The sequence below is a fragment of the Streptomyces sp. R28 genome (assembly GCF_041052385.1).
In the GTDB taxonomy this organism is placed as follows: domain Bacteria; phylum Actinomycetota; class Actinomycetes; order Streptomycetales; family Streptomycetaceae; genus Streptomyces.
This window is the reverse complement of the sequence record NZ_CP163439.1, coordinates 8,495,483-8,520,837: the sequence shown is the minus strand read 5'-3', so window position 1 is coordinate 8,520,837 and position 25,355 is coordinate 8,495,483. Positions and strand designations below refer to the sequence as shown.

At 71.3% G+C, this 25,355-nt stretch carries 19 protein-coding genes and 2 pseudogenes; 8 read left to right on the top strand and 13 right to left on the bottom strand.

The features are described 5' to 3' along the window. The first annotated feature begins 210 nt into the window (after positions 1-210). Positions 211-2,478 (top strand): MMPL family transporter, encoded by a 2,268-nt coding sequence (locus AB5J49_RS37305; RefSeq protein ID WP_369173255.1) that lies wholly within the window; start codon positions 211-213, stop codon positions 2,476-2,478. Between the two features lie 82 nt (positions 2,479-2,560). On the opposite strand, the pseudogene mgt reads toward AB5J49_RS37305, so the two are convergent. From mgt to AB5J49_RS37280, 5 genes and pseudogenes are all read right to left on the bottom strand, one after another. Next, a pseudogene (gene mgt / locus AB5J49_RS37300) lies at positions 2,561-3,827 on the bottom strand (macrolide-inactivating glycosyltransferase). A gap of 111 nt (positions 3,828-3,938) precedes the next feature. Beyond that, positions 3,939-4,940 (bottom strand): phosphotransferase family protein, encoded by a 1,002-nt coding sequence (locus tag AB5J49_RS37295; RefSeq protein ID WP_369173254.1) that lies wholly within the window; start codon positions 4,938-4,940, stop codon positions 3,939-3,941. A 112-nt stretch (positions 4,941-5,052) separates the two neighbouring features. Continuing rightward, positions 5,053-6,336, bottom strand: a complete 1,284-nt coding sequence (locus AB5J49_RS37290; RefSeq protein ID WP_369173253.1) for an ABC transporter substrate-binding protein — start codon at positions 6,334-6,336, stop codon at positions 5,053-5,055. After that, entirely contained in the window at positions 6,336-7,169 is an 834-nt protein-coding gene (locus tag AB5J49_RS37285) for a carbohydrate ABC transporter permease (protein WP_369173252.1), read from the bottom strand. The genes AB5J49_RS37290 and AB5J49_RS37285 overlap by 1 nt, the downstream gene beginning before the upstream one ends. Positions 7,170-7,234: 65 nt before the next feature. After that, positions 7,235-8,170 (bottom strand): carbohydrate ABC transporter permease, encoded by a 936-nt coding sequence (locus tag AB5J49_RS37280; protein ID WP_369173251.1) that lies wholly within the window; start codon positions 8,168-8,170, stop codon positions 7,235-7,237. A 171-nt stretch (positions 8,171-8,341) separates the two neighbouring features. On the opposite strand from AB5J49_RS37280, the gene AB5J49_RS37275 reads away from it, so the two are divergent. After that, positions 8,342-9,205, top strand: coding sequence for a phosphotransferase enzyme family protein (locus tag AB5J49_RS37275; RefSeq protein WP_369173250.1), 864 nt, complete (start codon positions 8,342-8,344; stop codon positions 9,203-9,205). An 82-nt stretch (positions 9,206-9,287) separates the two neighbouring features. Here AB5J49_RS37275 and AB5J49_RS37270 read toward each other — a convergent pair whose 3' ends face one another. After that, positions 9,288-10,235, bottom strand: a complete 948-nt coding sequence (locus tag AB5J49_RS37270) for a LysR family transcriptional regulator (protein ID WP_369173249.1) — start codon at positions 10,233-10,235, stop codon at positions 9,288-9,290. A 92-nt stretch (positions 10,236-10,327) separates the two neighbouring features. Here AB5J49_RS37270 and AB5J49_RS37265 point away from each other — a divergent pair, with 92 nt between their 5' ends. Beyond that, on the top strand, positions 10,328-11,395 hold the full coding sequence (locus tag AB5J49_RS37265) for a DMT family transporter (protein ID WP_369173248.1): 1,068 nt from the start codon (positions 10,328-10,330) through the stop codon (positions 11,393-11,395). Then, complete coding sequence (locus AB5J49_RS37260; protein ID WP_369173247.1) at positions 11,311-11,883, top strand: YbaK/EbsC family protein; 573 nt, start codon at positions 11,311-11,313, stop codon at positions 11,881-11,883. Before AB5J49_RS37265 ends, AB5J49_RS37260 begins: the two co-directional genes overlap by 85 nt. Positions 11,884-11,927: 44 nt before the next feature. Here the strand turns inward: AB5J49_RS37260 and AB5J49_RS37255 are convergent, their stop codons facing one another. The 4 genes from AB5J49_RS37255 to AB5J49_RS37240 all read right to left on the bottom strand — a co-directional run bounded on the left by AB5J49_RS37255 (position 11,928) and on the right by AB5J49_RS37240 (position 16,325). Further along, entirely contained in the window at positions 11,928-12,650 is a 723-nt protein-coding gene (locus tag AB5J49_RS37255; RefSeq protein ID WP_369173246.1) for a 3'-5' exonuclease, read from the bottom strand. Positions 12,651-12,771: 121 nt separating this feature from the next. After that, positions 12,772-14,010: an SAV2148 family HEPN domain-containing protein gene (locus tag AB5J49_RS37250; RefSeq protein ID WP_369173245.1), complete on the bottom strand. Its 1,239-nt coding sequence runs from the start codon at positions 14,008-14,010 to the stop codon at positions 12,772-12,774. A 103-nt stretch (positions 14,011-14,113) separates the two neighbouring features. Then, a complete protein-coding gene (locus AB5J49_RS37245) occupies positions 14,114-15,424 on the bottom strand; it encodes a copper amine oxidase (protein ID WP_369173244.1) in 1,311 nt (436 codons plus the stop codon). An 85-nt stretch (positions 15,425-15,509) separates the two neighbouring features. Then, entirely contained in the window at positions 15,510-16,325 is an 816-nt protein-coding gene (locus AB5J49_RS37240) for a Tat pathway signal sequence domain protein (protein ID WP_369173243.1), read from the bottom strand. 181 nt (positions 16,326-16,506) lie between these two features. Between AB5J49_RS37240 and glgX the strand changes: the two genes are divergently transcribed. Beyond that, the gene (glgX, locus tag AB5J49_RS37235; protein ID WP_369173242.1) at positions 16,507-18,666 is read left to right on the top strand and encodes a glycogen debranching protein GlgX; all 2,160 of its coding nucleotides are present in this window, start codon (positions 16,507-16,509) and stop codon (positions 18,664-18,666) included. 450 nt (positions 18,667-19,116) lie between these two features. On the opposite strand, the gene AB5J49_RS37230 is transcribed toward glgX, so the two are convergent. Next, positions 19,117-19,356, bottom strand: coding sequence for a hypothetical protein (locus AB5J49_RS37230; RefSeq protein ID WP_369173241.1), 240 nt, complete (start codon positions 19,354-19,356; stop codon positions 19,117-19,119). Between the two features lie 135 nt (positions 19,357-19,491). Here AB5J49_RS37230 and treY point away from each other — a divergent pair, with 135 nt between their 5' ends. The 3 genes and pseudogenes from treY (at position 19,492) to AB5J49_RS37215 (ending at position 23,507) form a co-directional block, all read left to right on the top strand. Continuing rightward, positions 19,492-21,855 (top strand): malto-oligosyltrehalose synthase, encoded by a 2,364-nt coding sequence (treY, locus tag AB5J49_RS37225; RefSeq protein ID WP_369173240.1) that lies wholly within the window; start codon positions 19,492-19,494, stop codon positions 21,853-21,855. Between the two features lie 67 nt (positions 21,856-21,922). Further along, positions 21,923-22,081, top strand: a pseudogene (locus tag AB5J49_RS37220) (dihydrolipoyl dehydrogenase); the annotation flags it as partial. A gap of 175 nt (positions 22,082-22,256) precedes the next feature. Beyond that, positions 22,257-23,507 carry a M14 family zinc carboxypeptidase gene (locus tag AB5J49_RS37215; protein WP_369173239.1) on the top strand — a complete coding sequence of 417 codons (1,251 nt, stop codon included), beginning with the start codon at positions 22,257-22,259 and terminating at the stop codon, positions 23,505-23,507. Positions 23,508-23,552: 45 nt separating this feature from the next. Here AB5J49_RS37215 and AB5J49_RS37210 read toward each other — a convergent pair whose 3' ends face one another. Together AB5J49_RS37210 and AB5J49_RS37205 are read right to left on the bottom strand one after the other, a co-directional pair. Further along, positions 23,553-23,966: an SSI family serine proteinase inhibitor gene (locus AB5J49_RS37210; RefSeq protein ID WP_369173238.1), complete on the bottom strand. Its 414-nt coding sequence runs from the start codon at positions 23,964-23,966 to the stop codon at positions 23,553-23,555. Then, on the bottom strand, positions 23,963-25,333 hold the full coding sequence (locus AB5J49_RS37205; protein ID WP_369175385.1) for a M14 family zinc carboxypeptidase: 1,371 nt from the start codon (positions 25,331-25,333) through the stop codon (positions 23,963-23,965). The genes AB5J49_RS37210 and AB5J49_RS37205 overlap by 4 nt, the downstream gene beginning before the upstream one ends. Positions 25,334-25,355 lie beyond the last annotated feature (22 nt).

Here is a 25,355-nt window from a genome sequence, read left to right as displayed (position 1 = left end):
CCTCGACCCCGAGCCACGCCCCCGACCCGCTCGGATAGATGTAAGGGACCCCCATCCTCCCCAGTGGGGAGAGCCCGGGGGCCGAGCGGATGAGTTCCGGCCGCCGTACTTCACCGGGCAGCACGACGAGATGGCTTTATCCGCCCCATACCTTCGAAACGAAAGGGGGCGGCAGGGGGCCGCCACCGCAATCAAGGGGGCAAGCCCATCATGGGGAACGGAGACACACGTGTGCGGGGACTCGCCGCCCGCGCCGGCGGCTGGAGCGCCCGCCATCGATGGGCCGCCGTCGGCATCTGGGTGCTGTTCGTCGTCCTGGCGATGGGGCTCGGCTCGGCGGCGGGCCGGGTCGACGTCAAGGACAGCGACCAGCTGAAGGGCGAGACACACACCGCAGCCAAGATCATCGAGGACGCGGGGATCGAGGAGCCGGCCGGTGAGACCGTCCTGATCCAGGGGAAGGACGGCAGCCTCAAGGCCACGGACGCCGAGTTCAGGTCGGCGGTCACCGCGGTCGTGAAGGCGGTCGAGGGCACCGGCAAGGTCACGGACGTGACGTCGCCGTACGACACGCAGACGATCTCGAAGGACGGCCGCAGCGCGCTCGTGCAGTTCGACATGCGCGGCGAGTCGGACACCGCGGGCGAGCGTGTGGAGCCCGTGCTGAAGGCCGTCGAGGACGTCCAGAAGGACCATGCGTCGCTGCGGATCGAGGAGATCGGCGGCGCGAGCATGATGAAGACGTTCGACGACGCGTTCGGGGACGACTTCCAGAAGGCCGAGTACTCCGCGGTGCCGGTGGCCCTCGGCATTCTGCTCATCGCCTTCGGCGCCCTGGTGGCGGCCCTGCTGCCGGTGCTGCTGGCGGTCACCGCGATCATGGCGACGATGGGCCTGATGGGCATCGTCAGCCACGTCATGCCGATGAGCGACACCGCCAACTCCGTGATGCTGCTGGTCGGCCTGGCCGTCGGCGTCGACTACTGCCTGTTCTACCTGCGACGTGAGCGCGAGGAGCGCGAGGCCGGCCGGGACGCGCAGACGGCCCTGAGGGTCGCCGCCGCCACCAGTGGCCGCGCGATCATCGTCTCCGGTGTCACCGTGTGCGTGGCGATGGCGGGCATGCTGTTCACCGGGCTCGCCGAGTTCGAGGCGATGGGCCTGGCCTCGCTGATGGTGGTGGCGGTCGCCATGGTCGGGTCGGTGACGGTGCTGCCGGCCCTGCTGTCGCTGCTGGGCGAGCGGGTGGAGAAGGGCAAGATCCCGTTCCTGCACCCGCAGAGCCGCCTGCGTCGCAACCGTGGGCGCGGCAACCGCGAGAGCCGGTTCTGGACGGCCGTGCTCAAGGCGGTGCTCGCGCGGCCGGTCATCTCGGTCGCCGTCGCGGCCGGTGCGCTGCTCGCCATCGCGGCTCCCGCGCTCGGCATGAAGACCCAGCAGCTCACCCTGGACAAGGAGTTCGGCGACTCACTGCCCATCGTGCAGACGTACAACCGGCTCAACGAGGCCTTCCCGGGCGGTTCCGAGCCGGCCGAGGTGGTCGTCAAGGCGAAGGACATCAACGCTCCCGAGGTGAAGTCCGCGCTCGCCGACTTCCGTGAGCGGGCGGTCAGTTCGGGCGCCTCGCGCGGCCCGGTCGAGATCAAGCTGCACGACGACCAGAACGTGGCCTTCGTGTACGTCCCGCTGGTCGGCGGCTCCGACCTCGACAAGGCGGGCGCGAGCCTGGACAAGCTGCGCGACGAGGTGCGCCCGGCCACGCTCGGCAAGGTGGACGGGGTCGAGGCGCCGATCACCGGACAGGTCGCGGGCTCGAAGGACTTCAACGACCAGCTGGCCGGAGCCGTCATCCCGGTCTTCGCCTTCGTCGTGGTCTTCGCCTTCGCGCTGATGCTGCTGTCGTTCCGCTCACTGACGGTCGCGATCACGTCGATCGTGCTGAACCTGCTGTCGGTGGGCGCGGCGTACGGCATCCTCGTCGCTGTCTTCCAGCACGGCTGGGGGGCGTCCGTGGTGGGCGCGGAGGGCGTCGGCGCCATCATCACCTGGCTGCCGCTGTTCCTGTTCGTGATCCTGTTCGGCCTGTCGATGGACTACCACGTGTTCGTGGTCTCGCGGATCCGCGAGGCGCGCCTGCGCGGCCGTTCGACGAAGGACGCGATCCAGCACGGCGTGGTCACCACGGCCGGGGTCGTCACCAGCGCCGCGGTCATCATGGTCGCCGTGTTCGCGATCTTCGGCACGCTGTCCATGCAGTCCATGAAGCAGATGGGCGTCGGCCTGGCGGCCGCGGTCCTCATCGACGCGACGATCATCCGGGGTGTGCTGCTCCCGGCGGTGATGGCACTGCTGGGCGAGCGCAACTGGTACCTGCCGAAGTGGCTGAACCGGCTGCCGGACCTGACGCACGACGAGGCGCCCGAGGCCGTGACGCGGAGCGCGGCTCGGGACGACGAGGGCGAGCGGGTGTCCGTCTGACCCCACCCGCCCGACAAGCAGGGCCCGTTGACCCCCGGGGGAGTCAACGGGCCCTGCTCTTTCACGTGTTCTCCGGTAGCCCCTACGCCTGCTCTCGCGTGTCGCGTACGGCGGCCAGCTCAGCCTCGATCAGGTCGGCGGCCCGCACGGTGCCACCCTCCTGGGCCATCTGCGCCTGGATGTCCTTCAGGCGCCGGGCGACCTCGGGGTCGTCGACGAGGGCCAGGGCAGCCGTGCGCAGGGTCTCGGCGGTGGCCTCCTGCGTGGGGATGTGGCGGGCGACGCCGAGCCCCTGGAGCATGTCCGCGTTGCCGAACTGGTCCACGGCCTGCGGTACGGCGATCATCGGGGTGGCGGTGGCCAGGCCCTCCTGACTGCCGCCCGCCCCGGCATGGGTGACGAACAGGTCGGCCTGCTTGAGGATCGCCAACTGCGGTACCCAGGACCGCACTTCGACGTTGTCGGGTACGTCCCCCAGCTCGCCCGGGTCGACGTGCCTGCCGACCTGCAGCACCAGGTGCCAGCCCGGCAGGTCACCGAAGGCCTTGACGCACTCCCGGTAGAACGCCGGCTGCTTGGTGAAGGAGGACCCCAGCGACACGAGGGCGACCTTCTCGGCACCGGCCGGCGGCTGCCAGTCCCCCTGTGCGGAACGGTCGCCCTGGCAGGCGCCGACGAAGGTGTGCACGCTCTCGTCCACCCGGTCGGCGTTCGGCTGCAATGCCCTCGGGATCAGCACGAGGGAGCGGTCGGGGTGGCTCGCGAACGCGTCCGGGTGCAGGGTGATGCCGTTCTTCTCCAGCCAGGCCTGGAAGCGGGCGTAGTAGGCCCGGCCACGCTCGGTCTTCTTCGGCTCGGCCCACATCGCTTCGGCGACCTCCTCCTCGTAGCCTCTCCAGGCGACGAGGTTCGGCGACAGGGAGATCGCGGGGACACCCCAGCGGTGAGCCAGGACTCGGGCCGGGTAGGCGGTGATGTCGTGCAGCACGAGGTCGGGTTCGTCACCGTCGTAAGCCTCGATCAGCTGCGGCAGGGCCTGGATCGCGTCCGCCAGGAAGGGCTCCACGTTGTCCAGGAGGGTGGTGCCCCAGGCCGCCGCGTCGTCGTCGGGTCCGGGCAGCGTCGAGTTCCAGAGCTTCGGCTCGGCCCCGGCCTCGGCGACCTTCTCGGCGAACAGGGGCGGAATCGCGTACGTGACCCGGTGCCCGCGCACCACGAGCTCGCGGATCACTTCGAGGCTGGGGTTCACGTGGCCGTGGGCGGCGATGGAGAACATGGCGATGTGGGCGGGGCGACTGGTCATGGAGCCCAACGTAAGCAAGACGAAACGTCTCGTACAACTTGATTATCTGTCTCACGGGACTTGGCTGCCATGGGACTTTGCCGCCATGGGACTTGCCTGCCACGGAATTCGCCTGCCGCGCAGTCGGTGCGCCCGGCGTGGTCCCCAACGCCTCGCTCTACACGCCCGAGACCAGCGCCAGCGCCTCGTTCAAGTGGTGCTCAGCGATTCCCCGCATGAAGGCGCGGTCGGGAAAGTCTCCGTCGAGCAGGCGGAGCGGGCCCGCCGTCAGGGACAGCCGCTGGGTGAGCGTATAGAGCGCGAGCCGGTCCTCGTCGAGGCCCTCCGCCGCCAACGGCCGATAGTGGCCCTCGGGATGGCGGAGCCGCAGGAACACGTGCTCCCACTCGACGTCGAAGTACATCAGATCCTCGATGTCGATCAGAACGGGGTTGCCGTCCCGGTCCACCAACACGTGGTCCAGCCCCAACTCGCCATGGACGACCGAGTACTCGGCACGCGGCCGCACCGCTGCGGCGAGCTCTCGCAGCCGCACCTCCAGCCGGTCGCGGGCGTCCGCGATCCTCCGGTCACGCGAAGCCGCCTCGGCGAGGCAGCGCAGCGCGAAGTCGAGCGCGGCCTTCTCGCACGACGTCGCCCGCGAGGTTCCTCCCGCGTCGATCAGGGCCACCTTGCCGAAAGACGGCGCCCGATGACGTCGCATCGCCGCCAGGGCATCGGCGAGACGCGCCATCGTCGGTTCCGCCGCGCGCGGGTCGCGGTTGAACAGGTCCATCAGGTCCTCGCCGGGAAAGTCCTCCACGATCGCGAGGTCGGCCCGGTAGTGGGTGCGCTCGCGGTCGACCAGGTAGACCTGAGGCATCCGCAGGCCCAGCGAGTCCAGCCGCGCGTGGGCGGCCTCGAACAGGTCGAGGCCGACACCGGGCGAGAACGGGTCCATGAGGTCGTCATCGCCCTCGGCCGCCGGCCAGTAGTTCTCCGACCCGTCCCACAGATAGGCGATCGCCGTCGTGGCGTCGCCCATCAGCAGGCGGTACACGCCCTTCCTGCTGCCGCCCGCGAGCCGCTCGACCGCCTCCAGCCGCCGCCCGTCACCCAGGGCGGCCCGCGCCGCACCCCTCAACTGCTCTCGCGTCGCTTTCCGAGGTGCCACGTCCACAACCCGCCTTTCCGGCCCGGCAACCGGGGCACCCTACGCGGGCCGACGCTCCATACCGAACGAGTTTGTTCGGGGCCTCAAGCCTCGACCCCCCGCTTCCACAACACCTACTTCAGCGCTGGTAGCGGGCGAGCACCAAGTTGCCGTTCTCCTCAAGGCGTTCGCGCAGTTCACCGAGGCCGATGGCGCCGCTGTAGTACTCCTGGAACGCGGGGGTGGCGACCTTGTCCTTCCACTCCGGGTAGCCGCGCACCGACTGCGCGGGCGCCGAACGCAGGTGCGCGGCGAGGGCGGTCCCGGTCGCCCAGCCGTCCTTCGGGGTGTGCAGGGCGGGGTCCTTCAGCGCCTGGGTGCCCGTGGGCAGCATCCAGTCGCCCAGGGCGAGCCGCACCATGTTCGGGGGCCGGAGCAGGAAGTCGATGAACTCGGCGGCCTCCTTCTTGTGCGGGCTGTCCTCGGCGATGGACAGGGTCTGCGGGCTGACGCCCTGAGTGAGCCCGTCGGCGCCGGCCGGGGCGGGCAGCACCTGCCACTGGAAGCCCTTCGGCGCCTGCTGGACGATCTGCTGACGGTAGGAGAAGCCGAGCGGCACCATCGCGTACTTACCGCCGAAGAAGCCGGGCAGGGTGTCCGAGCCGCCGCTGCCGAGGGTGGTGGGCGAGGCGCTGCGATCGGTGCCGGCCTGGTCGTGGATCGTGCGGGGCACGACCTCGTCCGCCTTGTCGAACCGGATGGTGACACGGCCGTCCGCGCCCCGGTGGAAGAGCTGTCCGCCCGCCGACAGCGACAGGTTGAGCGTGGCGGAGACGGGCTCCTTCAGCGGCCATGCGACCCCGTACTTGCCGTCACCGCTGAGCTCTTCGGTGATGCTGCGGAACTCCGGCCAGCTCCAAGGGCGTTGGGGGCTGGGGATCCGTACGCCGGACTCCTTCAGCCACTTGGCGTTGGCGATGAGGACGCGCGGCTCCTGGAGGAAGGGGACGCCGTAGATCCCGTCGCCGAAGGTCGCCGTGTCCCAACTGCGCTGCGGGATATCGGACTTGAGCCGCTCGGGCAGCAGGTCGGTGAGATCGGCGAGGTAGCCGCCGTACGCGAAGTCCGCGAGGTCGTCCGAGGCGTCGTGGATGATGTCGGGCGCCTCCCCGCCCTCGAAGGAGGTCAGGAGCTGGTCGTGGACGCTGTCCCAACTCCCCTGTACGTACTCGACCTTGACGTCGGGATGAGCGGCGTTCCACTCCTTCACCAGCTCCTTGTTGGCCGCGACGGACTGCTCCTGCCAGGCCAGGGACTGGAAGCGCAGGGTGACACGGCCGCCGGGGCCGCCCCCGTCGTCGCCGCTGCATCCGGCGAGCAGCAGAGCAAGGACGACCAGGGGCAACAGCACTTTCGTACGCATCAGTTCTTCACCGCCCCGGCGAGCATGCCGCCCGTGATGCGGCGTTGGATGATCGCGAAGACGAGCAGTGAGGGCAGGGTCGCCAGGAAGGCGGCCGCCGCGAGCGGGCCGAGGTCCGCGACGCCCTCAGCTCCGATGAAGTGGGTGAGGACGACCGGCAGGGTCTGCTTCTCCGGGGTCTTCAGCAGAACGAGCGCGAAGAAGAACTCGTTCCACGCCGTGACGAACGCGAACAGCCCCGTCGCCACGATCCCCGGCGCCAGCAGCGGCGCGGTCACCGACACCAGCGTCCGCACCCGCCCGGCCCCGTCGACCGCGGCCGCCTCCTCCAGCTCGGGCGGCACCGCGCGGACGTACCCGACGAGCATCCACAGCGCGAACGGCAGCGCCCACACCACGTACACCATGACCAGCCCCGGCACCGAGTTGATCAACCGCAGGTTCTTCAGCACCAGGAACAGCGGGATGATCACGAGCACGAGCGGGAACGCCTGGCTGACGACCACCCAGCCGGTCGCCGCGCGCGCGAGCGGGGTGCGGCGGCGGGCCATGACGTAGGCCATCGGGGTCGCGAGCAGTACGGCGATCAGGGCGGCGCCGAGCGCGGCGATCAGGGAGTTGAGGGCGGCGTGCAGCAGGGGCTGTTCGTCGAAGGCCTGGCGGAAGTTGGCGAGGGTGGGGTCCTTCGGGATCCAGGTGGGGTGCAGGCTGCCCAGCTCGCGCGGGGGCTTGAAGGCGGTGGAGACCAGCCAGAGGAAGGGGAAGGCGAGGAAGACGAGGTAGGCGAGCAGGGCGACGTACTGCCCGGCGCGGCCGGTTCGGCTGGTCCTCATGCTTCGGCTGGTCGCGTTTCGACTGGTCCATGTCTTTCGACTGGTCCACGCCTTTCGACTGGTCCTCACGCGTCGTCACCTCCCCTGAGCCGGCCGACCAGGAAGACGGCGAGGAGTATCGAGATCACCGCGACCATCACGCATCCCATCGCCGCCGCGTAGCCGAACTGCCCGTAGCGGAAGGCCTCTTCGTAGGCGAACAGCATGGGCAGCCGGGTGCGGCCGCCGGGGCCGCCGCTGGTGAGTACGTAGACCAGCGCGAAGGAGTTGAAGTTCCAGATCAGGTTGAGTGCCGTGATGGACAGGGCGACGGGCCTGAGGGCGGGCCAGGTGACCGTGCGGAAGCGGCGCCAGGCGCCGGCGCCGTCCACGGCCGCCGCCTCGTGCAGTTCGCGTGGGGTGTTCTGCAGGCCGGCGAGCAGGGCGACCGTCGTGGTCGGCATGCCCGCCCAGATGCCCACCACGATCACCGCGGGCAGGGCGGTGCCGAGCCCGCTGAGCCAGTCGCGGCCGTCACCGAGGCCCAGGTCTCGGAGCGTCTCGTTGAGGATGCCCGCGTCGGGGTTGTAGACCAGCCGCCACATGACGCCGACGACGACCTCGGGCATGGCCCACGGGACGATCGCGAGGGCGCGGGCCAGCCAGCGCAGGCGCAGGTCCTGGTTGAGGAGGAGGGCGAGGCCGAGCGCCAGCAGGAACTGCGGCACCGTGACGCCCACGGCCCAGACCAGGCCGATCCGGAACGACTCCCAGAACAGGGTGTCGTGCAGCAGATCCCGGAAGTTGAGACCGCCGATCCACTGGGTGGGCTGGGTCCGTCCGGACTGGGCGTCGGTGAAGGACAGCAGGATGCCGTAGAGCAGCGGGCCGACGCTCAGGATCAGGATGGGGATCAGCGCGGGGAGTACGAGAAACCAGGCGCCGTGATCCGTGACGCGCCGCCGCCTCGGGCCGCCCGGCGCGCGTCTCACCGGCCTCTCCGCCTCCGTCACCGTTGTCACGGAATCAGCCCCTTTGCGCCGCTCGGGATGGGCCCCGTCATGGTCGTGAAGGCGCTCTGCCCCGTCAAGGCCGTGCGCACGCGGTCCGACCTGTGCGAATGCGAGACTGAGCGGTGGATGGCGGGAATCCGACGCCGTTCATGGAGGCGTACGACCACACGGAGGCGGGCGATGGACGAGGCACGGGCGCGGGACGTACTGGCCGCGGCGGGCGTGGTGCCCGTCCCGGCACGGGACGCGCGACTGCTCGCCCTGGGCGAGAACGCGGTGTTCGCCGCCGGTGACCTGGTCGTCAAGGTGGGCCGTGACGCCGAACTCCTGGACCGGGCGCGGCGCGAACTGGACATCGCGGTCTGGCTGGCCGAGGCGGACGTGCCGGCGGTGCGGGCGGCCGAGACCAAGGCGCTGCTGGTGGAGGGGCACCCGGTGACCGTGTGGCACCGGCTGCCCGATCCGGTACGGCCCGCCGAGCCACGGGATTTGGCCGAACTGCTACGGGTCGTGCACGCGTTGCCGACGCCTTCCATCGAGCTGCCGCCCCGTGAGTTGCTGGGCGGCGTGGAGCGGTGGCTGCGGCTGGCGGGCGATGCGATCGATCCGGCCGACGCGGCGTATCTGCGGGAGCGGCGGGACGGGTTCAGCGCTGCTGCCGCGGGGTTGACGCCGCGGTTGACGCCGGGGCCGATCCATGGCGATGCGTTGCCGCGCAATGTGCATGTGAGTGCGGACGGTCCGGTGCTGGTTGATCTGGAGACCTTCTCGGCCGATCTGCGTGAGCATGACTTGGTGGTCATGGCACTCTCGCGGGATCGGTACGGGTTGCCTGCGGCGGCTTACGACTCGTTCGTCGAGGCGTACGGCTGGGATGTGCGGGAGTGGGAGGGCTGCTCGGTGCTGCGGGGGGCTCGGGAGACGGCCAGTTGTGCGTGGGTGGCTCAGCATGCCCCCAGCAATCCGAAGGCGTTGGTGGAGTTCGAACGGCGGGTGACGTCGTTGCGGGAGGGGGACGAGACGGTGCGGTGGCATTCGTTCTGACGCCTGCTGTCCGGGGACTGCTCGATGTCGCGCGACTGCGGGTCTGACGTGGCTGGTCACGTCCGCGCGGCGGAGCCGCACGTCATTCGCGGCCACGCGCCCCTTCGGGGCGCGTCTCCCCACCGCCGGCTCCGCTGTGCTGAATGGTCCGCGTGGCCCGGCGCAGTTCGGCCAGGACCGTGCGGACAGCTGCTCTGGCCGTGCGCTCGGGGCGGTACAGGGCGTCGATGTGCCGTCGCGCCTGCACTCCGCTGAGCGGCCGCAGGACCAACGCCGGATGCGGGCGCATCGTCCAGCGCGGCATCAGGGCCACGCCCCCGCCGGCCGCGACGGCCTCGGCCACCACCGCGAACTCGTTGATGCGGTGGGCCAGATGGAGTCGCCGTCCGGCCGCGGCGGCGATGGCTTCGATGACCGCCAGGACCGGGAAGCCGTCGTGCACGGTGATCCACTGCTCCTCTGCCACGTCGCGTGGGGTGACGCGGCGCTTGGCGGCGAGCGGGTGATCGATGGGCATCGCCACGTCCAGCGGCTCGCGCAGCAATGTCGTCGCGGTCACCGTGTCCGGCCACGGCGGGGCGTGGTCCAGACGGTGGGCCAGGACGATGTCGTACTCCCGGGTGAGCCGGGGGAAGTCCTCCTGCGGTACGTCCTCGTCGGCCAGCATCGGCACCGGCTTGCCCGGCCCGGCCAGCGCGCGGATCAGCAGCGGGAAGAACGCCGAGGCCGCGCTGTGGAACGCCGCCACCGACACCTCGCCGTCCGGCCGCTCGACGAACTCCTCGACCGTGCGCCGCGCCCGCGCGAGCGCCGTCTCCACCTCGACGGCCGCTCCCGCCAGCGCCTGTCCGGCGTCGGTGAGCACCAGCCGGCGCCCCTGGCGTTCGGTGAGCGGGACCGGGATCGCGCGCTGCAGCAGCCGTAGCTGCTGGGAGATCGCCGACGGCGTCACCAGCAGCGCCTCGGCGACCGCCGTGACACTGCCGAGTTCGCCGAGCTCCCGCAGGATCCTCAGCTGCCGTTCGTCCATTGCCTCAGTGTAGGGACGATGTAGTTCTGCTAAATGATCGTTTTAGAAGGTGGTACTGGGCTTCAGGGACGCCTCCGGTGCACCGTAGGCGCGTGTCCGACGTCCGCCGTACCGATGCGGTACTCCTCCTTGTCGCCCTCGTCTGGGGCTCCAGCTATCTGTCGGCCCAGACGGCCACTGCCGCGCTCCCCGTCCTGCTGGTGCTGTTCGCCCGCTACGCTCTCTCCGCGCTCACCTGCCTCGGCGCCGTCGCCTCCCGCGGGCGCGGGGCGCGCCGGTGGACACGTGACGAACTGCGGGCCGGTGTGCCCCTGGGCGTGACCCAGGCCGCGGTCCTGCTCGTGGAGACGTACGGCGTCGCCCACACCAGCGCCGCCAACGCCGGGCTCATCATCAGCCTGACCATCGTCCTCACCCCGCTCCTCGACCGCGGCGGCCGCCGCGGCGCGCTGCCCGGCTCCTTCTTCGCCGCGACCGGCGTGTGCGTCCTGGCCGTCGGGCTGCTGATGTCCGGCAACGGCTTCCACGCGCCCCGCCTCGGCGACCTGCTGATGCTCGGCGCCGCACTGATCCGGGCCGGGCATGTCGCGCTGGTCGGCCGCTTCACCACCGGGCGGGCGATCCGCCCCCTGCACCTGACCACCGTGCAGACCCTGGTCGGCACGGCCCTGTTCCTGCCGGCCGCCGCCCACGACCTGCCGACGCTTGCTCACGCGGCCCCGGCCACCTGGGCCCAGCTGGTCTATCTCGCCCTGTTCTGCAGCGTGTTCGCCTTTCTCGCCCAGACCTGGGCCGTACAGCGCACCTCCGCCAGCCGGGCCAGCCTGCTGCTGGGCACGGAGCCGGTCTGGGCCGTCGCGGTGGGCATCGCGCTCGGGGGTGAGCACCTCACCGCGCTCACCGGTCTCGGGGCCGCACTGATGCTCGCCGGCACGTACTGGGGGCAGGCGGTGGAACGGGCGCACCGCAGCGCACCGGAAACCCGATGCCCCTCACCCCACGCCTCACCCCACGCCTCGCCCCACCCCCTCGACGGGGACCCCGCAGACAGAGCCCCCGCAGACAAGGACTCCGCATGCCCGACCACACCTACGACGTCGGCACCCACGACGCCGGCACCCACGACGACCGCACCCGGCACGACACTTACGACCACCTGATCTCCCTGCTCGACGCATCCTCCGTCGACCACCGCCTCATCGACCACGAGCCCGAGGGCGCCACCGAGGCCGTCTGTGCGCTGCGCGGGCACCCGGCGTCCGAGGCCGCGAAGTGCATCGTGCTGCGGGTCAAGGTGGACCGCCGCACCACGCGTCACGTCCTCGCGGTCGTCCCCGGAGACCGACGGGTGGACCTGGACGCCGTCCGGGCGCTGTTCGCCGCGCGCTATGTCGGCTTCAGCGAGCCGGAGACCGCCGAGCGGCTGGCCCGGGCCGTCCCCGGCACCGTCCTGCCGTTCAGCTTCGATCCCGACCTCGAACTGGTCGCCGATCCGGATGTCGTGGCCCAGCCGAAGCTGTACTTCAACGCGGCCCGGCTCGACCGCTCGCTGCTCATCTCGGGAGCGGACTACGAACGGCTGGCCAAGCCCCGCATCGAGCGCATCGCAGCGCCGACGACACAGGCGGTCGTGTCGCCACAGCTGTGACGGAGGGCGCCAAAGACCTCAGGACAGCACGCGGCGCCCCGATCTCAGACCGTCTCCCCCGCCGGCTCCCTGAGCGGCCACGTCCCGTCGACCACCGCTGTCGCATCGCCCTTGCGGCGCAGGAAGTTCTGGAAGTCCGCCGCCCACTCGGCGTACCACTCGATCTGGCGGTGGTGCAGCTCCGCCGGGCCGAGGGCCGCGATCTTGGGGTGGCGGGTGGCTATCGCACCAGCCAGCCGGGCCGCGGCGAGCGCGTCGGCGGAGGCGTCGTGCGCGGAGTCGAGCGAGATGCCGTACTCCCGGCAGACCGCTTCGAGGTTGCGCTTGCCGCGGCGGTAGCGGTCGGCCCAGCGGTCGATGGTGTACGGGTCGATGACCGGGGCGGGATCCACGCCGCCCAGACGGTCGCGCAGGGACGGCAGTGCGTACCGCCGCAGTTCGGCGGAGAGCAGGCTCAGGTCGAAGGCCGCGTTGTAGGCGACGACCGGCACGCCCGTCTTCCAGTACGTCACGAGGACGTCGGCGATGGCGTCCGCCACCTGGTCGGCCGGGCGGCCCTCGGCGGTCGCGCGCTCATTGCTGATGCCGTGCACCGCGACCGCATCCGCCGGGATCTCCACGCCCGGATCAGCCAGCCACTCCCTGTGCCCTAGGGCCTGCCCGTCCCTGACCTCGATCACGGCCCCCGTGACGATGCGCGCCTCGCGCGGATCGGTCCCGGTCGTCTCCAGGTCGAAGCCGATCAGCAGCTCCCGGTGCCAGCCCATGGGCGGTCCCCCTTCTTGGTGGTGCTTTCCCCCAGTGGTCTCCACCCTCCCATGCGCCACTGACAATCAGAGGACCGCATTCCGCTTCCGTGGTGAGGCAGCGTTCCCACAAGGGGACAGTTCAGGACACTGGACGCGAATCCGCCCACATGAGCTCGAACTCCTCGCGGTACGTCGGGAAAAGCCCACTTGGGTCGATCTCTTCCGACTTGACCACCCTGCTGCCGTTGCGCAGCACCAGGGCCGGCGCCTCCAGCCCCCGGGTGCGCCGCAGATAGGACTGCACGATCGCGATGCCGTCGGAGCCGTCGCCGTCCACGAGGTACGCCGTGAAGCGGGGCGTCTCGTCGAAGACCTGGATCTCGAAGGCACCCGGGTCCCGCAGTCGGGACCGCACCCGGCGCATGTGCAGGATGTTCATCTCGACCGCGCGGCTCAACTCGCCCCGCTTGATGCCGAGTTCGCGCTCGCGCCGTTTCACTGCGCTGGAGGCCGGGTTCAGGAACAGCAGCCGCACCCGGCAGCCGGACTCGGCGAGGCGCACCAGACGCCGTCCGGAGAAGTTCTGCACGAGCAGGTTGAGGCCGATACCGATGGCGTCGAGCCGACGGGCGCCGCCGAAGATGTCCTCGGCCGGGAACTGGCGCAGCAGCCGTACCCGGTCGGGGTGCACGGCGACCACGTCGGCGTACCGGTCTCCGACCAGGTCCTCGACCGCGTCCACGGGCAGCCGGCGCGCGGAGGGTACGTCGCCGCCCGCGCCGAGGATCTCGAGCAGGCGCGCCGAGGCCCGCTCGGCCTGGTTCAGGACCGCCTCGGACAGGGCGCGGTTGCGCGAGACGACGTTCCGGGTCACTTCGAGTTCGTCCAGGGCGAGTTCGACGTCCCGACGGTCGTCGATGTACGGCTCGAAGCACGGCCAGTGCTGCACCATCAGCTCGCGCAGCTGCGGCAGCGTGAGGAAGATGAGGACGTTGTCGTCGGCCGGGTCGAGCAAGTAGCCCTTGCGGCGGCTGACTTCGCGTACGGCGACCGCGCGCTGGACCCATTCCTGGCCGGCCGGTCCGGCCGCCGCGACGACCCAGTCGTCACCGTGGACGGGTTCGTAGATGGGACGCAGAACAGCGGCCACGACCGCGCGCAGCCGCTGTTCGACGAGGTTCAGCCAGATGTAGGCCCGGCCGGCGCGCTGGGCGCGTGTACGCACCTCGCGCCAGGCGTCGGTGTCCCAGTCCAGCTCCGGACCGATGGAGTTGGTCTCCATCGGTCTGGCCAGGGACACCGCGCCGGGCGGGACGTCTGTGGAGTTCCCCTCGTGACCCTCGTCACCAGGGGGCAACTCCAGCCCTCCCGAGCCCACCCGCGCACCGCCTTCCGCTCCCCCGAGCACTCCCCGTCCCAACGATCAAGGAAGGGTACTCCGGGAGCGGCGGGCGGTGCAGCCGGATGGACAGGGTCGTTTCTCAACTACGGGGCCGCCAGTGCCCGTTCTGCCAGGCGAGCTCGCTCGGAGTGAGCGGATTCATAGCCGTCACGTCGCGCGGGACGATGGAGAATCCCTGCCAGTGGACCGGCATGGGCTGCTGGTCCTCGTCCCGGGCGATGTGGTGGAAGCCCACGTTCATCCAGGCGATCGGGTGCGTGAGGTTCTGGCCGCCGACCCACTTGTCGACCGTCTTGGCGTGGCCGTTGCCGCAACCGGGGTTGTTCGTGGCGAACTTCTCGCACTTGTCGTACTCGGTGAAGTACACGTCGTGCTTGGTGAAGCTGCGGCCCGGGTACTTGGTGGTGGCGCCGGGGACGATCTCGTACGAGCGCGCGTGGCCGTCCTTGTTCTTGCCGGTCGCGCTGACCATGCGCCACCAGCGGTAGGCCTTGGCGTCGCCGGCGAGCTCCTTGGTGACCTTGGTGACGGTGGTCTTGGTCTTCGGGGCCTGATCACCGGCGGCGGGCGCGGTCACGGCGGAGTCGTACTGCTCGACACGGTTCTTGGTGGAGCCGTCCAGAGCGAAGTCGAGCCGCCAGAAGACGTTGTGGCTGTGGCTGGTGGCCTTGGCCTGGTCGCCCTTGCCTATCGGCCAGCCGCGGCCGTCGCCGGCGTCGTAGTCGTCGAAGGACAGGCTGCCGGTCGCGCCCACGTTCATGGTGACCGTGCCGTCGTCCTGGAAGCGCCACTCGGTCATGTACTCGTACCAGCCGACCTGGTTGACCGTGTAGACGAGCAGGTCCTTGCCCTGCGCCTGGTAGACCTTGTTCGCCGTGTCGCCCTGCATACGGTAGGCGTGTCCCCGCGCGCGGGTCGTGGTGCACAGACCCTTGACGTTCGGGTCCTGCCAGGCCTCCGGGACCTTGACGGTCTTGATGGTGCCGCCGGGGCACTCGCCGGGCGCCAGGTTCATCAGGCCCTGGGCGAAGCCGAAGCCCGTCAGGTCGTCGTACTCGACGCTGCCGTCGTCGTACGGGACGTGGATCTGGCCGAGCCTCGCGCTGTTGAGGACCTTGATCGGCTTGGGCTCACCCTTGGGCTGGTAGGAGATGTTCTCCAGAACGAGCCCGGCCTTGCCGTCGTAGCGCCAGCACATACGCCAGGTCGTGCCGCTGGTGAGCTTCTGCTCGATGCGGTAGGCGGCGCTGCACTCGGCGGCCGGCGCCGCGGCGCTCTTCGGCTGGGCGGAGGCTGGCCCCGCGCCGGTCGTCGCGCCGGCGGCCAAGGCGGCCACGGACAGGCCCACGGCCGCGCCCTTGCGGGCACGGCTCATTCTGTTCACGCGCATGAAGAAGTGACTCCCTTACAGGAGGTGCAAGTACATGAGGTGCACGGATGAGCCGTGCGAGTTGGAAAACTGAACGGAGAGAGGTTCAGCCGATGTCGAGCTTGGCGACCTTGCGGGCGCTGAGGTCGATCACGAAGGACCGGGCGTCGATCCAGGGCCCGTTCTTGACCTTCGGGAACAGCCGCACGCACCGGTGCTCGCCGCACTGGTCGAGCACGGCGGGCTGCGCGCCCGGAGCTGCCCGGTACACGGCGCCGTTGAGCAGCAGCTGGTCCGGGGAGGTGAGCTCCTTGTCGGTGGCGTCCTTGTAGTCCGCCTTCATGCCCGCGCCCAGCGGGTCGGCGATCAGGATCTTCGCCGCCTCGGCGTACTCGGCCCGGCTCAGCGGCGGCTGGACGCCGTGCTCGGTGGTGGTCTGCTCGACCTTCCCGGTGTCGAGGTTGACGGTCCTCGTGACGAGCGCGTCGGTCTTGTAGTCGTAGAACGTCACCTCGGCCCGGCGCGGAGCGTTCGCCCTGGCCGACTCGTCGGCCTCCGGCTCGGCGAAGTCGACGCCGACTCGCTGCGGGCCGCGCTCGCCCTCGACGTTCTCGCCGGCGCTGCGCAGCTGCGGGCTCGCCGCGAGCTTGGCGGCCCGGTCCATCTCGTCGTCGGTCAGCGGGTCGTTGCCCGTGCCCTTGTCACCCTCGCTCGGCGCCTGTTCGACGACGCCCGGCGGCACCGCGCCGGCCCCCTGCCCCTGGGCCGCCTGCTGGGCGCTCTGACCGCTGTCGGTCCCTCCGGTTTCGTCGGCCCCCGCCGTCCCCGGCAGGGTGATTCCGACCATCACGGCCGTTCCGGCCACCGCGATGGCCGCACCTGCCACCACCTTGCCCAGATGGCGGTGCACTATCTTGCGCACATCTTCCCCCTACTCCCCGTATGTCCCCGGGAGTACGTGTTGGCCCCACTGGTTCGGCATACCGTGTATGCACTGGTCGACCGGTAAGAGGGACGTAAGTCATAGGTGGTTCCATCACTTTCGGGGAGACTCGACGTCAAGGCGCCCCCGACGGCGCGCTCCAGCTGAAAGAGTCGTGTCCATGCAGGTCTGGCCTGGAGAGGCATATCCACTCGGTGCCACCTACGACGGCGCCGGCACCAACTTCGCGGTCTTCACGGAGGCCGCGGACCGAGTAGAGCTGTGTCTGCTGCACGACGACGGCTCGGAGACGGCGGTGGAACTGCGGGAGAGCGACGCGTTCGTGCGGCACGCGTATGTGCCGGGCGTCATGCCGGGTCAGCGGTACGGGTTCCGCGTGCACGGCCCGTACGCCCCGGAGCACGGTCTGCGCTGCAACTCCGCGAAGCTGCTGCTCGACCCGTACGCCAAGGCGGTCAGCGGCTCGATCCGCTGGGGCGAGGAGGTGTACGGCTACCACTTCGACAAACCCGACCGGCGCAACGACCTGGACTCGGCGCCGCACACGATGTCGTCTGTCGTGGTCAACCCCTACTTCGACTGGGGCGACGACCGGCGGCCGCGCACCGAGTACCACCACACGGTGATCTACGAGGCCCATGTGAAGGGCCTCACGATGCGCCACCCGGGGCTGCCCGAGGAACTGCGCGGCACCTACGCCGCCCTCGCGCACCCGGCGGTCATCGAGCACCTGACCGAGCTGGGCGTGACGGCGCTGGAGCTGATGCCGGTCCACCAGTTCGTGAACGACCACCGTCTGGTCGACATGGGTCTGAACAACTACTGGGGCTACAACACGATCGGCTTCTTCGCCCCGCACAACGCGTACGCCTCCTGGGGCGACCGCGGCCAGCAGGTCCTGGAGTTCAAGTCGGCGGTGCGGGCGCTGCACGAGGCCGGTATCGAGGTCATCCTCGACGTGGTCTACAACCACACCGCCGAGGGCAACCACCTGGGCCCCACGCTGTCCTTCCGGGGCCTGGACAACCCGCAGTACTACCGCCTGACGGACGACCCGCGCTACTACATGGACACCACGGGCACCGGAAACTCCCTGCTCATGCGGTCCCCGCACGTCCTGCAGATGATCATGGACTCGCTGCGCTACTGGGTCACCGAGATGCACGTCGACGGATTCCGCTTCGACCTCGCGGCCACCCTGGCGAGGCAGTTCCACGAGGTGGACCGGCTGTCGTCGTTCTTCGACCTGGTGCAGCAGGACCCGGTGGTCTCCCAGGTCAAGCTGATCGCCGAGCCGTGGGACGTGGGCGAGGGCGGCTACCAGGTGGGGAACTTCCCGCCCCTGTGGACCGAGTGGAACGGCAAGTACCGCGACACCGTACGAGACCTGTGGCGCGGTGAGCCGCGGGCGCTGGCGGAGTTCGCGTCCCGGCTGACGGGCTCCTCCGATCTCTACCAGGACGACGGTCGGCGCCCGCTGGCCTCCATCAACTTCGTGACCTGCCACGACGGGTTCACGCTGCACGACCTCGTCTCGTACAACGACAAGCACAACCACGCCAACGGCGAGGACAACCGGGACGGCGAGAGCCACAACCGGTCCTGGAACTGCGGGGCGGAGGGCGAGACCGACGACCCGGCCGTCCTGGAGCTGCGCGCCCGCCAGATGCGGAACTTCATCGCCACGCTGATGCTCTCCCAGGGTGTGCCGATGCTCAGCCACGGCGACGAGTTCGCGCGCACACAGCGCGGGAACAACAACGCCTACTGCCAGGACAGCGAGCTGGCGTGGATCGAGTGGCCGCAGGAGGGCGCCGAGGACGCGGAGGACGGCTCGGCCCCAGAGGGCACGAACGGGCTGCCCCGCGAGCTGCTCGCCTTCACACGCGCGATGGTGTGGCTGCGGCGGGACCATCCGGTCTTCCGCAGGCGTCGCTTCTTCCACGGACGGGCCGTGGAAGGCACCCACGACGACCTGTCGGACATCGCCTGGTTCACACCGCAGGGCAAGGAGATGGCCCAGCGGGACTGGGACCGGGCGCAGGCGTCGACACTGACGGTGTTCCTCAACGGCAACGCGATCTCGGAGCCGGGGGCGCGCGGGGAGCGCATCACCGACGACTCGTTCCTGCTGATGTTCAACGCCTCTCCCAAGACCCTCGACTTCGTCGTGCCGGTCAACCACGGCCGCCAGTGGCAGGTCGTCGTCGACACCGCCCGCACGGACGGGGTGCCGCCGGGGACCGGAGCGAAGGTGCAGGCCGGGGACCGGTTGACGCTGGTGGACCGCAGTCTGACGGTGTTGCAGCGGCCGGTCTAGGACGGTGTGCCGGCGCGCGCCGCCCCGGTCCCGGTCCGGTCCCGGTCTCGTCGGGCACGCGCGCGTGGAGGTGGCTTTCGGCGGCGCGTCCGGTGTACGACGCCGGGCGCGCCCTCAGCGCCCTCAGCGCCGTCGCGCAAGCGGGCGCGGCAGTGAGGCCCGCCGCCCCGAAGGCCGCCTCCACGCGCTCGGTGAGCCCGAACACCGTGATGAGGTGCGGGGTGTAGGCGATGCCGAGGACGGTGACGACGGCGTGAATGGAGCGGAGGATGGGCGTCGGGACGGGGCTGGAGCGTCGTGCCGAGCGCGTCGGGGCAGCGCTGGAGCGTCGTTCCGCCGACGTCGCGACGGGCCCGGACCGTGTCGCCGCCGTCCGACGCGGCGCGAAGCCGCTGCCGCACAGGGCCACCAGCACCGCGGCGCCGGCCAGCGCATACCTGGGATGTGCCGTCACGGCCGCCAGACCGACCAGCGCCGGTCCCAGGACGAAGGAGATCTCATCCACCGCCCCGAGCACGGCGAGCCGCAGGCCGCCTGCCCGATGGCGAGCGCGCCCCCGGTCAGCCCCGCCGCGGTCAGGGAACCGCTCGTCCGCGCGACCAGCAGCACGCTGCCGAACCGGATGGTGGCGGTCGGCAGCCGTGCCACGAAGGACATGACCGGCAGCAGCGGCCCGGTCAGGCGGATCACCGCTCGGTAGGTCGTCGGCGTACCGCCTCGTCCGCTCGTCCCCGTCTCTCCCCTCGCTCGAAGCCAGGCACGCGCGTGGGCCCACGTGGAGGGGACGATGACACGAAGGGCGGCAGGGCGGGTACGTAGCTCTCCATGACACCTGAGCGACCTGACCCGATGGTGCCGACCGCAACCTACCGGCTGCAGCTACAGCCCTCGTTCCCGTTCGAGGCCGCGGCGACGGCCGTGCCGTACCTGGCCTCGCTCGGCGTCTCGCATCTGCACCTGTCCCCGGTCCTGGAGGCGGTTCCGGGGTCGGGGCACGGCTATGACGTCGTGGACCACGCGCGCGTGCGCGAGGAACTGGGCGGCGAGGAAGGGCTGCGCGCGCTGGCGCGTACCGCGCGCGAGCACGGCCTGGGCCTGGTGGTGGACATCGTGCCGAACCACATGGCCATGGCCCCGCGGCACAACCGCGCCCTGTGGGAGGTGCTGCGCGAGGGCCCCAAGTCGCCGTACGCGCGCTGGTTCGACATCGACTGGGAGGCGCAGGGCGGCCAGGTGCTGCTGCCGGTGCTGGGGCACCCGCTGGGCGAGGAGCTCGGCCGCATGGAAGTGGACGGCGACGTCCTGCGCTACTACGACCAGGTGTTCCCGCTGCGCGAGGGCACCGAGGAGCTGCCGTTGCCGCAGCTCCTGGACGCCCAGTGGTACCGGCCCGTGTGGTGGCGGCTGGCCCGGACCGAGCTCAACTACCGGCGGTTCTTCAGCATCTCGGAGCTGATCGGGGTGCGGGTCGAGGACCCGGAGGTGTTCGAGGCCACGCACGCCAAGATCCTCCAGCTCCTGCGCGAGGGCGTGATCGACGGGCTGCGCATCGACCATCCCGACGGACTCGCCGACCCCGACGGGTATCTGCAGCGCCTGCACGAGGCGACCGGCGGGCGCTGGACGGTCGTGGAGAAGATCCTGTCGGACGGGGAGCGCCTGCCGGCCTCTTGGCCCGTCGCGGGCACCACCGGCTACGACGCCCTGCGGCAGGTCGACGGCCTGTTCACCGACCCGGCGGGGTTCGGGGAACTCCTCGGCCGGTACCGGCGGTTCGCGGCCCCGCAGACGGACCGGGGCGGCGACTGGGAGGCGACGGTGCGGCGGGCGGCGTACAAGGTGCTCACGCACGAGCTGGCCACCGAGATCGACCGACTGACGCGAGTGGCGCACCGCGTGTGTGTCACATCCACGGAGCCCGCGCTGCGCGACCGCGCGCCCTGGGCGCTGCGCACCGCGCTGCAGGAACTCCTCGCCCGGCTGGAGGTCTACCGGCCGTACTCCTTGGCTGACGCGGCCCGCGTGGTCACCGAGGAGGCCGCGGCCGAGGCCCGGCTCGCCTTCGTCGTGCCCGAGGAGGCCGGTGCGGTCGATGTCGTGCGCGAGCTGGTGCTCGGGCGGGCCGGGGACGGGCCGGAGCACGTGGAGTTCCGGACGCGGTTCGCGCAGACGGCGTCGGCGCTACGGGCCAAGTCCGTGGAGGACACGGCGTTCTACCGCTATGTGCCGCTGCTGTCGGCGACCGAGGTGGGCGGGAACCCGGGGAGCCCTGCCGTCTCACCCGACGCGTTCCACGCCTACTGCGCGCGCGTGCAGCGCGACTGGCCCCTCACCGGGACGGTCGCGTCGACGCACGACACCAAGCGCAGTGCCGACGTACGGGCCGCCCTGGCCGTGCTCACCGAGTGCCCGGAGAAATGGGGGGACGTTCTGACCGAGGTGACGCGCGACGGCGAGGGCGTGCCGGACGCGCAACTGGCGTGGGCGGCCTGGCAGACGGTGTTCGGGCTGGGCGATGCGGACGTCGACCGCGTTCAGGGCGCCCTGTTGAAGCATGTGCGCGAGGCGGGGCTGTTCACGAGCTGGACGGAGCAGGAGCCGCCGTACGAGGAGGCGATGGCGGAGTTCGTCGCGGCGGGGCCGTGCGGGGCGCCGTACGCGCGCGTGGCCGCTTTCCGAGGCCGCCTGGAGCCGCACATCCGGGCCAACATGCTGGGCATGGCCCTGACCCAGCTGACGATGCCGGGCGTCCCCGACGTCTACCAGGGCACCGAGGGCGAGTACCGGGCGCTGGTCGACCCCGACAACCGGCGGGCCGTACGGTTCCCGCACGAGGATCCCGGCGAGAAGGGCGCCGTGACTGCGGCGGCGCTACGGCTGCGCGGGCGGCGCCCCGAGGTGTTCGGTGACTCGGCGTCGTACGCGCCGTTGGCCGCCGAGGGGCCGTCGGCCGCGCACTGTGCGGCCTTCGTGCGCTCCGGTGAGGTGGTCACCGCCGTGACGCGACTGTCGCTGGGCCTGGCACGGTCCGGCGGCTGGCGTGACACGCTGCTGCCGCTCCCGCCGGGGCGGTGGGCCGACGTGCTGGCCCCGGAGCGGGAGTTCAGCGGGCACGCGCGCCTGGAGGAGCTGTTCGAGCGGCTGCCGGTGGCGTTGCTGGAGCGGGTCGGCGGGGAGGAGTCGGTGTGAGCAGGCCGATCGGTACTGCCGTACGGCGTGCCCAGGGAGCACCCTCTCGGGCGCGTACGGCTGCCCCGCGCGCCGTGACGTCCTGCCGGCGACCGGCTCGGGCCCGCGCACGCTCCCGGAGCTCGTACACGACGGGCGGCGCGTGGTGACGAGCGACGTCGCCCTCTTCGTGCCCGGGCTACCGACGGCCGTACGGGCACTCGGAAGTGGTGCGAACGGGGCGAAACCGATCCCTCCACCCCGCCGGGACGGGCCTCGCGCTCCCGCTGACGCCCACCGCCCTGCACCTGCTGGCGGCAAATGCAACTGGGCGCCCCCTGGAGGCTCCCCCGTGAACTCCTTGACACGTAAACCAGACCATGGGGTACTGCGGATTGCGAAGCCGGGCGGAAGTGACGGGGGTGAGTCTCCTGCCGGAGCTGCGCTACCCCACGCTGACCGAGCTGATCCGGTCCGTCCGAGCGCTGGCCGCTCACCGGCCCGACCTGTGCGTACTCAGACAGGTGGGGTCCTCCCGGGCGGGTAGACCCCTGCTTCTGCTGTCCATCGGGCACGCCCGACGCGCCGTACTGGTGGTCGCGGGGGCGCACTCCAACGAACCGACGGGGAGCTCCACCCTTCTCGCGGTCGCCGAACGGGTCCTGCACGAGCGGGAGCTGCGGGCCGACACCTCCTGGCACTTCCTGCTGTGCGCGGATCCCGACGGGGCCAGCCTGCACATCACGCCGGCGCCCCGCAGCCTGTTCGACTACCACCTCGGCTTCTTCCGGCCCGCGGCCCCGGAGCAGCCGGAGTGGGCACCGGCCGCGCTGCCGCCCGACCGGCTGCCGCCCGAGACGCGCGCGCTGACCCGGGTCATCGACGAGCTGCGCCCCTACCTCCAGGTGACCCTGCACGGCACCGATCTGGGCGGCAGCTGGGTGCAGTTGACGAAGGACATCCCCGGGCTCGCCGAGCCGTTCGCGAAGTCCGCGGCCCAGCTGCACATCCCGGTGGAGACCGGCGCCTCGGACGCGGCGGGCTGGCCCGCGGCCGGACCCGGGGTGCATGTGATGCCGGCGCCGGGCGCGGGCGCCGCGTATCCGAGCATGCCGGACGACGCGCGCAGCAGCACCTGGTATCACGTGCACCGGTACGGCGGCCTGACCGCGGTCGTCGAGGTGCCGATGTGGGCGAGCGACCTGGTGGACGACCCTGCGCCGCATCCGGCCCCGGCCAGGGCGATGCGGCGGCTGGCGTCCCGGCTGCTGCGGGACGCGCTGGAGGTGGAGCGGGTGCTCGGCGAGGCGCTCCCCCGCCTGGAAGGCGTCGACGGTCCCCTGTTGCGGGCCGCCAAGTGGTCGCTGGAGCTGGTGCCGGGGCTGGCGGCCGACTGGATGCACACGCCGCCCGCCGACGACACCATGGCGTACGTCGGGAGCGTGGACGCCTTCGGGCGGCGGCTGCCGCTGCGGGCGGCGGCCATGCTGTTGCGTGTCCTGCAGGAGAGCGGCGACCGTGCGGCACCGCCGCTCGAACGCCTCGTGGCGACTTGGAGCGACGCCTTCGCCGAACGTTTCCGCGCCCGCTGGGTGCCTCTGGAGCACCAGGTCGAGCACCAGTCCCGGACGGTCGTCGCGGCAGCGCTGCACGCGCGTGACCGAGCGGCGTGAGCCACGCCGCCGGCACGCGCGCGTGCAGCGCCGTGCGGTGGAGCGTCAGCCGTCCAGGGCGAAGACCGCGCCCGTCCGGGCCGACATGCCGCATCCGTTCGAGAACGTCTCCCGGTACTCGACCGGGCGGCCGTTCCACACTCCGCGCGCGTGGGCGGTCACCGGCGCGTAGATCATCGGGCAGAAGGCGTCCTTCCGCTGGAGCCGGCCGATGTCACCGCCCACCCTGTCGAGCTGTTCGCAGGCCTCGGCCGCCTTGCCGTGGCCCTGCGGCGGATCGCACAGCAGCAGCCTGCCGGGCGCCTCACCGTGCGGGGTGTCGCCACGGGTGACCGTGACGAAGAGCCAGTTGCCGGAGTCGGAGTCCTGGGCCGTCGCCTGGGGCGCGGCGGCGCCGAGGGCGAGGGCGGCGGCTGTGGTGAGCAGCGCGCCACGTACGGCTGTGATGCATCGCGTCATTCCCGATGCATCGGCACGGCCGCCCCGGCATTCCACCCCGACTCACCCGAACGGGAGCACGCGGGCGCGTGCCGCGTGGCGAGTTCGAACGCGGCGAGGACCACCCGCGACTGGTACTCCACCTGGCGCGCGACCGGTATCCAGCGCGCTCCGCAGCCGTCGCGGTAGTCCTCGCACCACTCGTCGAGGAGCCGGTCCAGTTCCGGCAGCACCCCGGCCGGGTCGCGCCCGGCGCCCGTCACGAGCTGGTGCAGCAGCCCGGCCGTCCGCAGGGCGAGGCGCCGCCCGGCGATGCGCAGGGCGGCCAGGTGCGCGGTGCTGAGCGGGGGCAGGGGGCGTGCGCCGACGGGATCCTCGACGTCGGGGTCCCAGGTGTCGGCGAGCCCGGGGCAGACCAGTAAATAGTCGTCGACCGGGGCGAGCAGCCGGGCCGTTTCCGGTCCGGCGGGAAGGTGCGGCCGCAGCCGCTCCAGCAGCCGCTCCAGGACGTGGGTGTCGTGGCGCAGGGTGTGGCTCACCATGCGCAGGACCGTTTCCTCATCGGCGTGCGGGGCACCGTCCTCCACGGCGGCCACGCCCCACATGGGGGCCTCGACGACCGCCGTGACGGTGCCGTGCCGGTGCGGGTGGAACCACGTCGACTCGACGGCCGCCTCGGTGATGGCTGCGGCCAGATCGCCCCGGCGGGGCCTGGGGATCCGGTAGACGGCGGGTCCCAGTGCCGGCCAGTACAGGGTGTCGTAGGGGCCGAGCTCGCGGGGGATGCCGAGGCGGGCGGCGGTGTGCGCGACGCGCTGGGCGAGGCCGGGCAGGTCGTGGGTCAGCTCGACGAAGCCGCCGCCGACGTCGACGCCGTGCAGGGAGCACTGGAGGAAGGGCCTCAGTTCGTCCTGGAGGTCGAGCAGCGTGCGGGTCTCGGGCAGCGTGACGGCGGCCGCACCGTCGGGCAGCCATTCGGGCTGCTCCAGGAAGCCGGGCCGGAAGAAGTGCCGGAAGTAGCCGTCGAGGGCGTACGGGCCGTGCAGCCAGCCCTCGTTGCGGCGCAGGCCGTCGGGGTCCAGGCACAGCAGCAGGTTCCACGTGGCGTCGGCGCCCTCGTGCAGGCGGGGGTCGGCGAGCACCCGTTCGGCCAGCCGCAGCACGGTGGCACCGCCCACCGGTTCGTTGGCGTGCGGGCCGGCCACGACGAGGGCCTGGCGGCTGCCGTGGCCGACGGACAGCAGCAAAAGGGGCGTGCCCGCGCGGGACGTCCCCACGCGGCGCAGCCGCGCGTCACGTGGGCGGCGGGCGACGAGCGCGGCCGCCCGTGCGCCCAGCTCGTCGACGGTCGGGTAGCGGAGGAGTGGCGGCAGGGCACACCTCCACATGTGGTGCCGTCGATTCACCTGG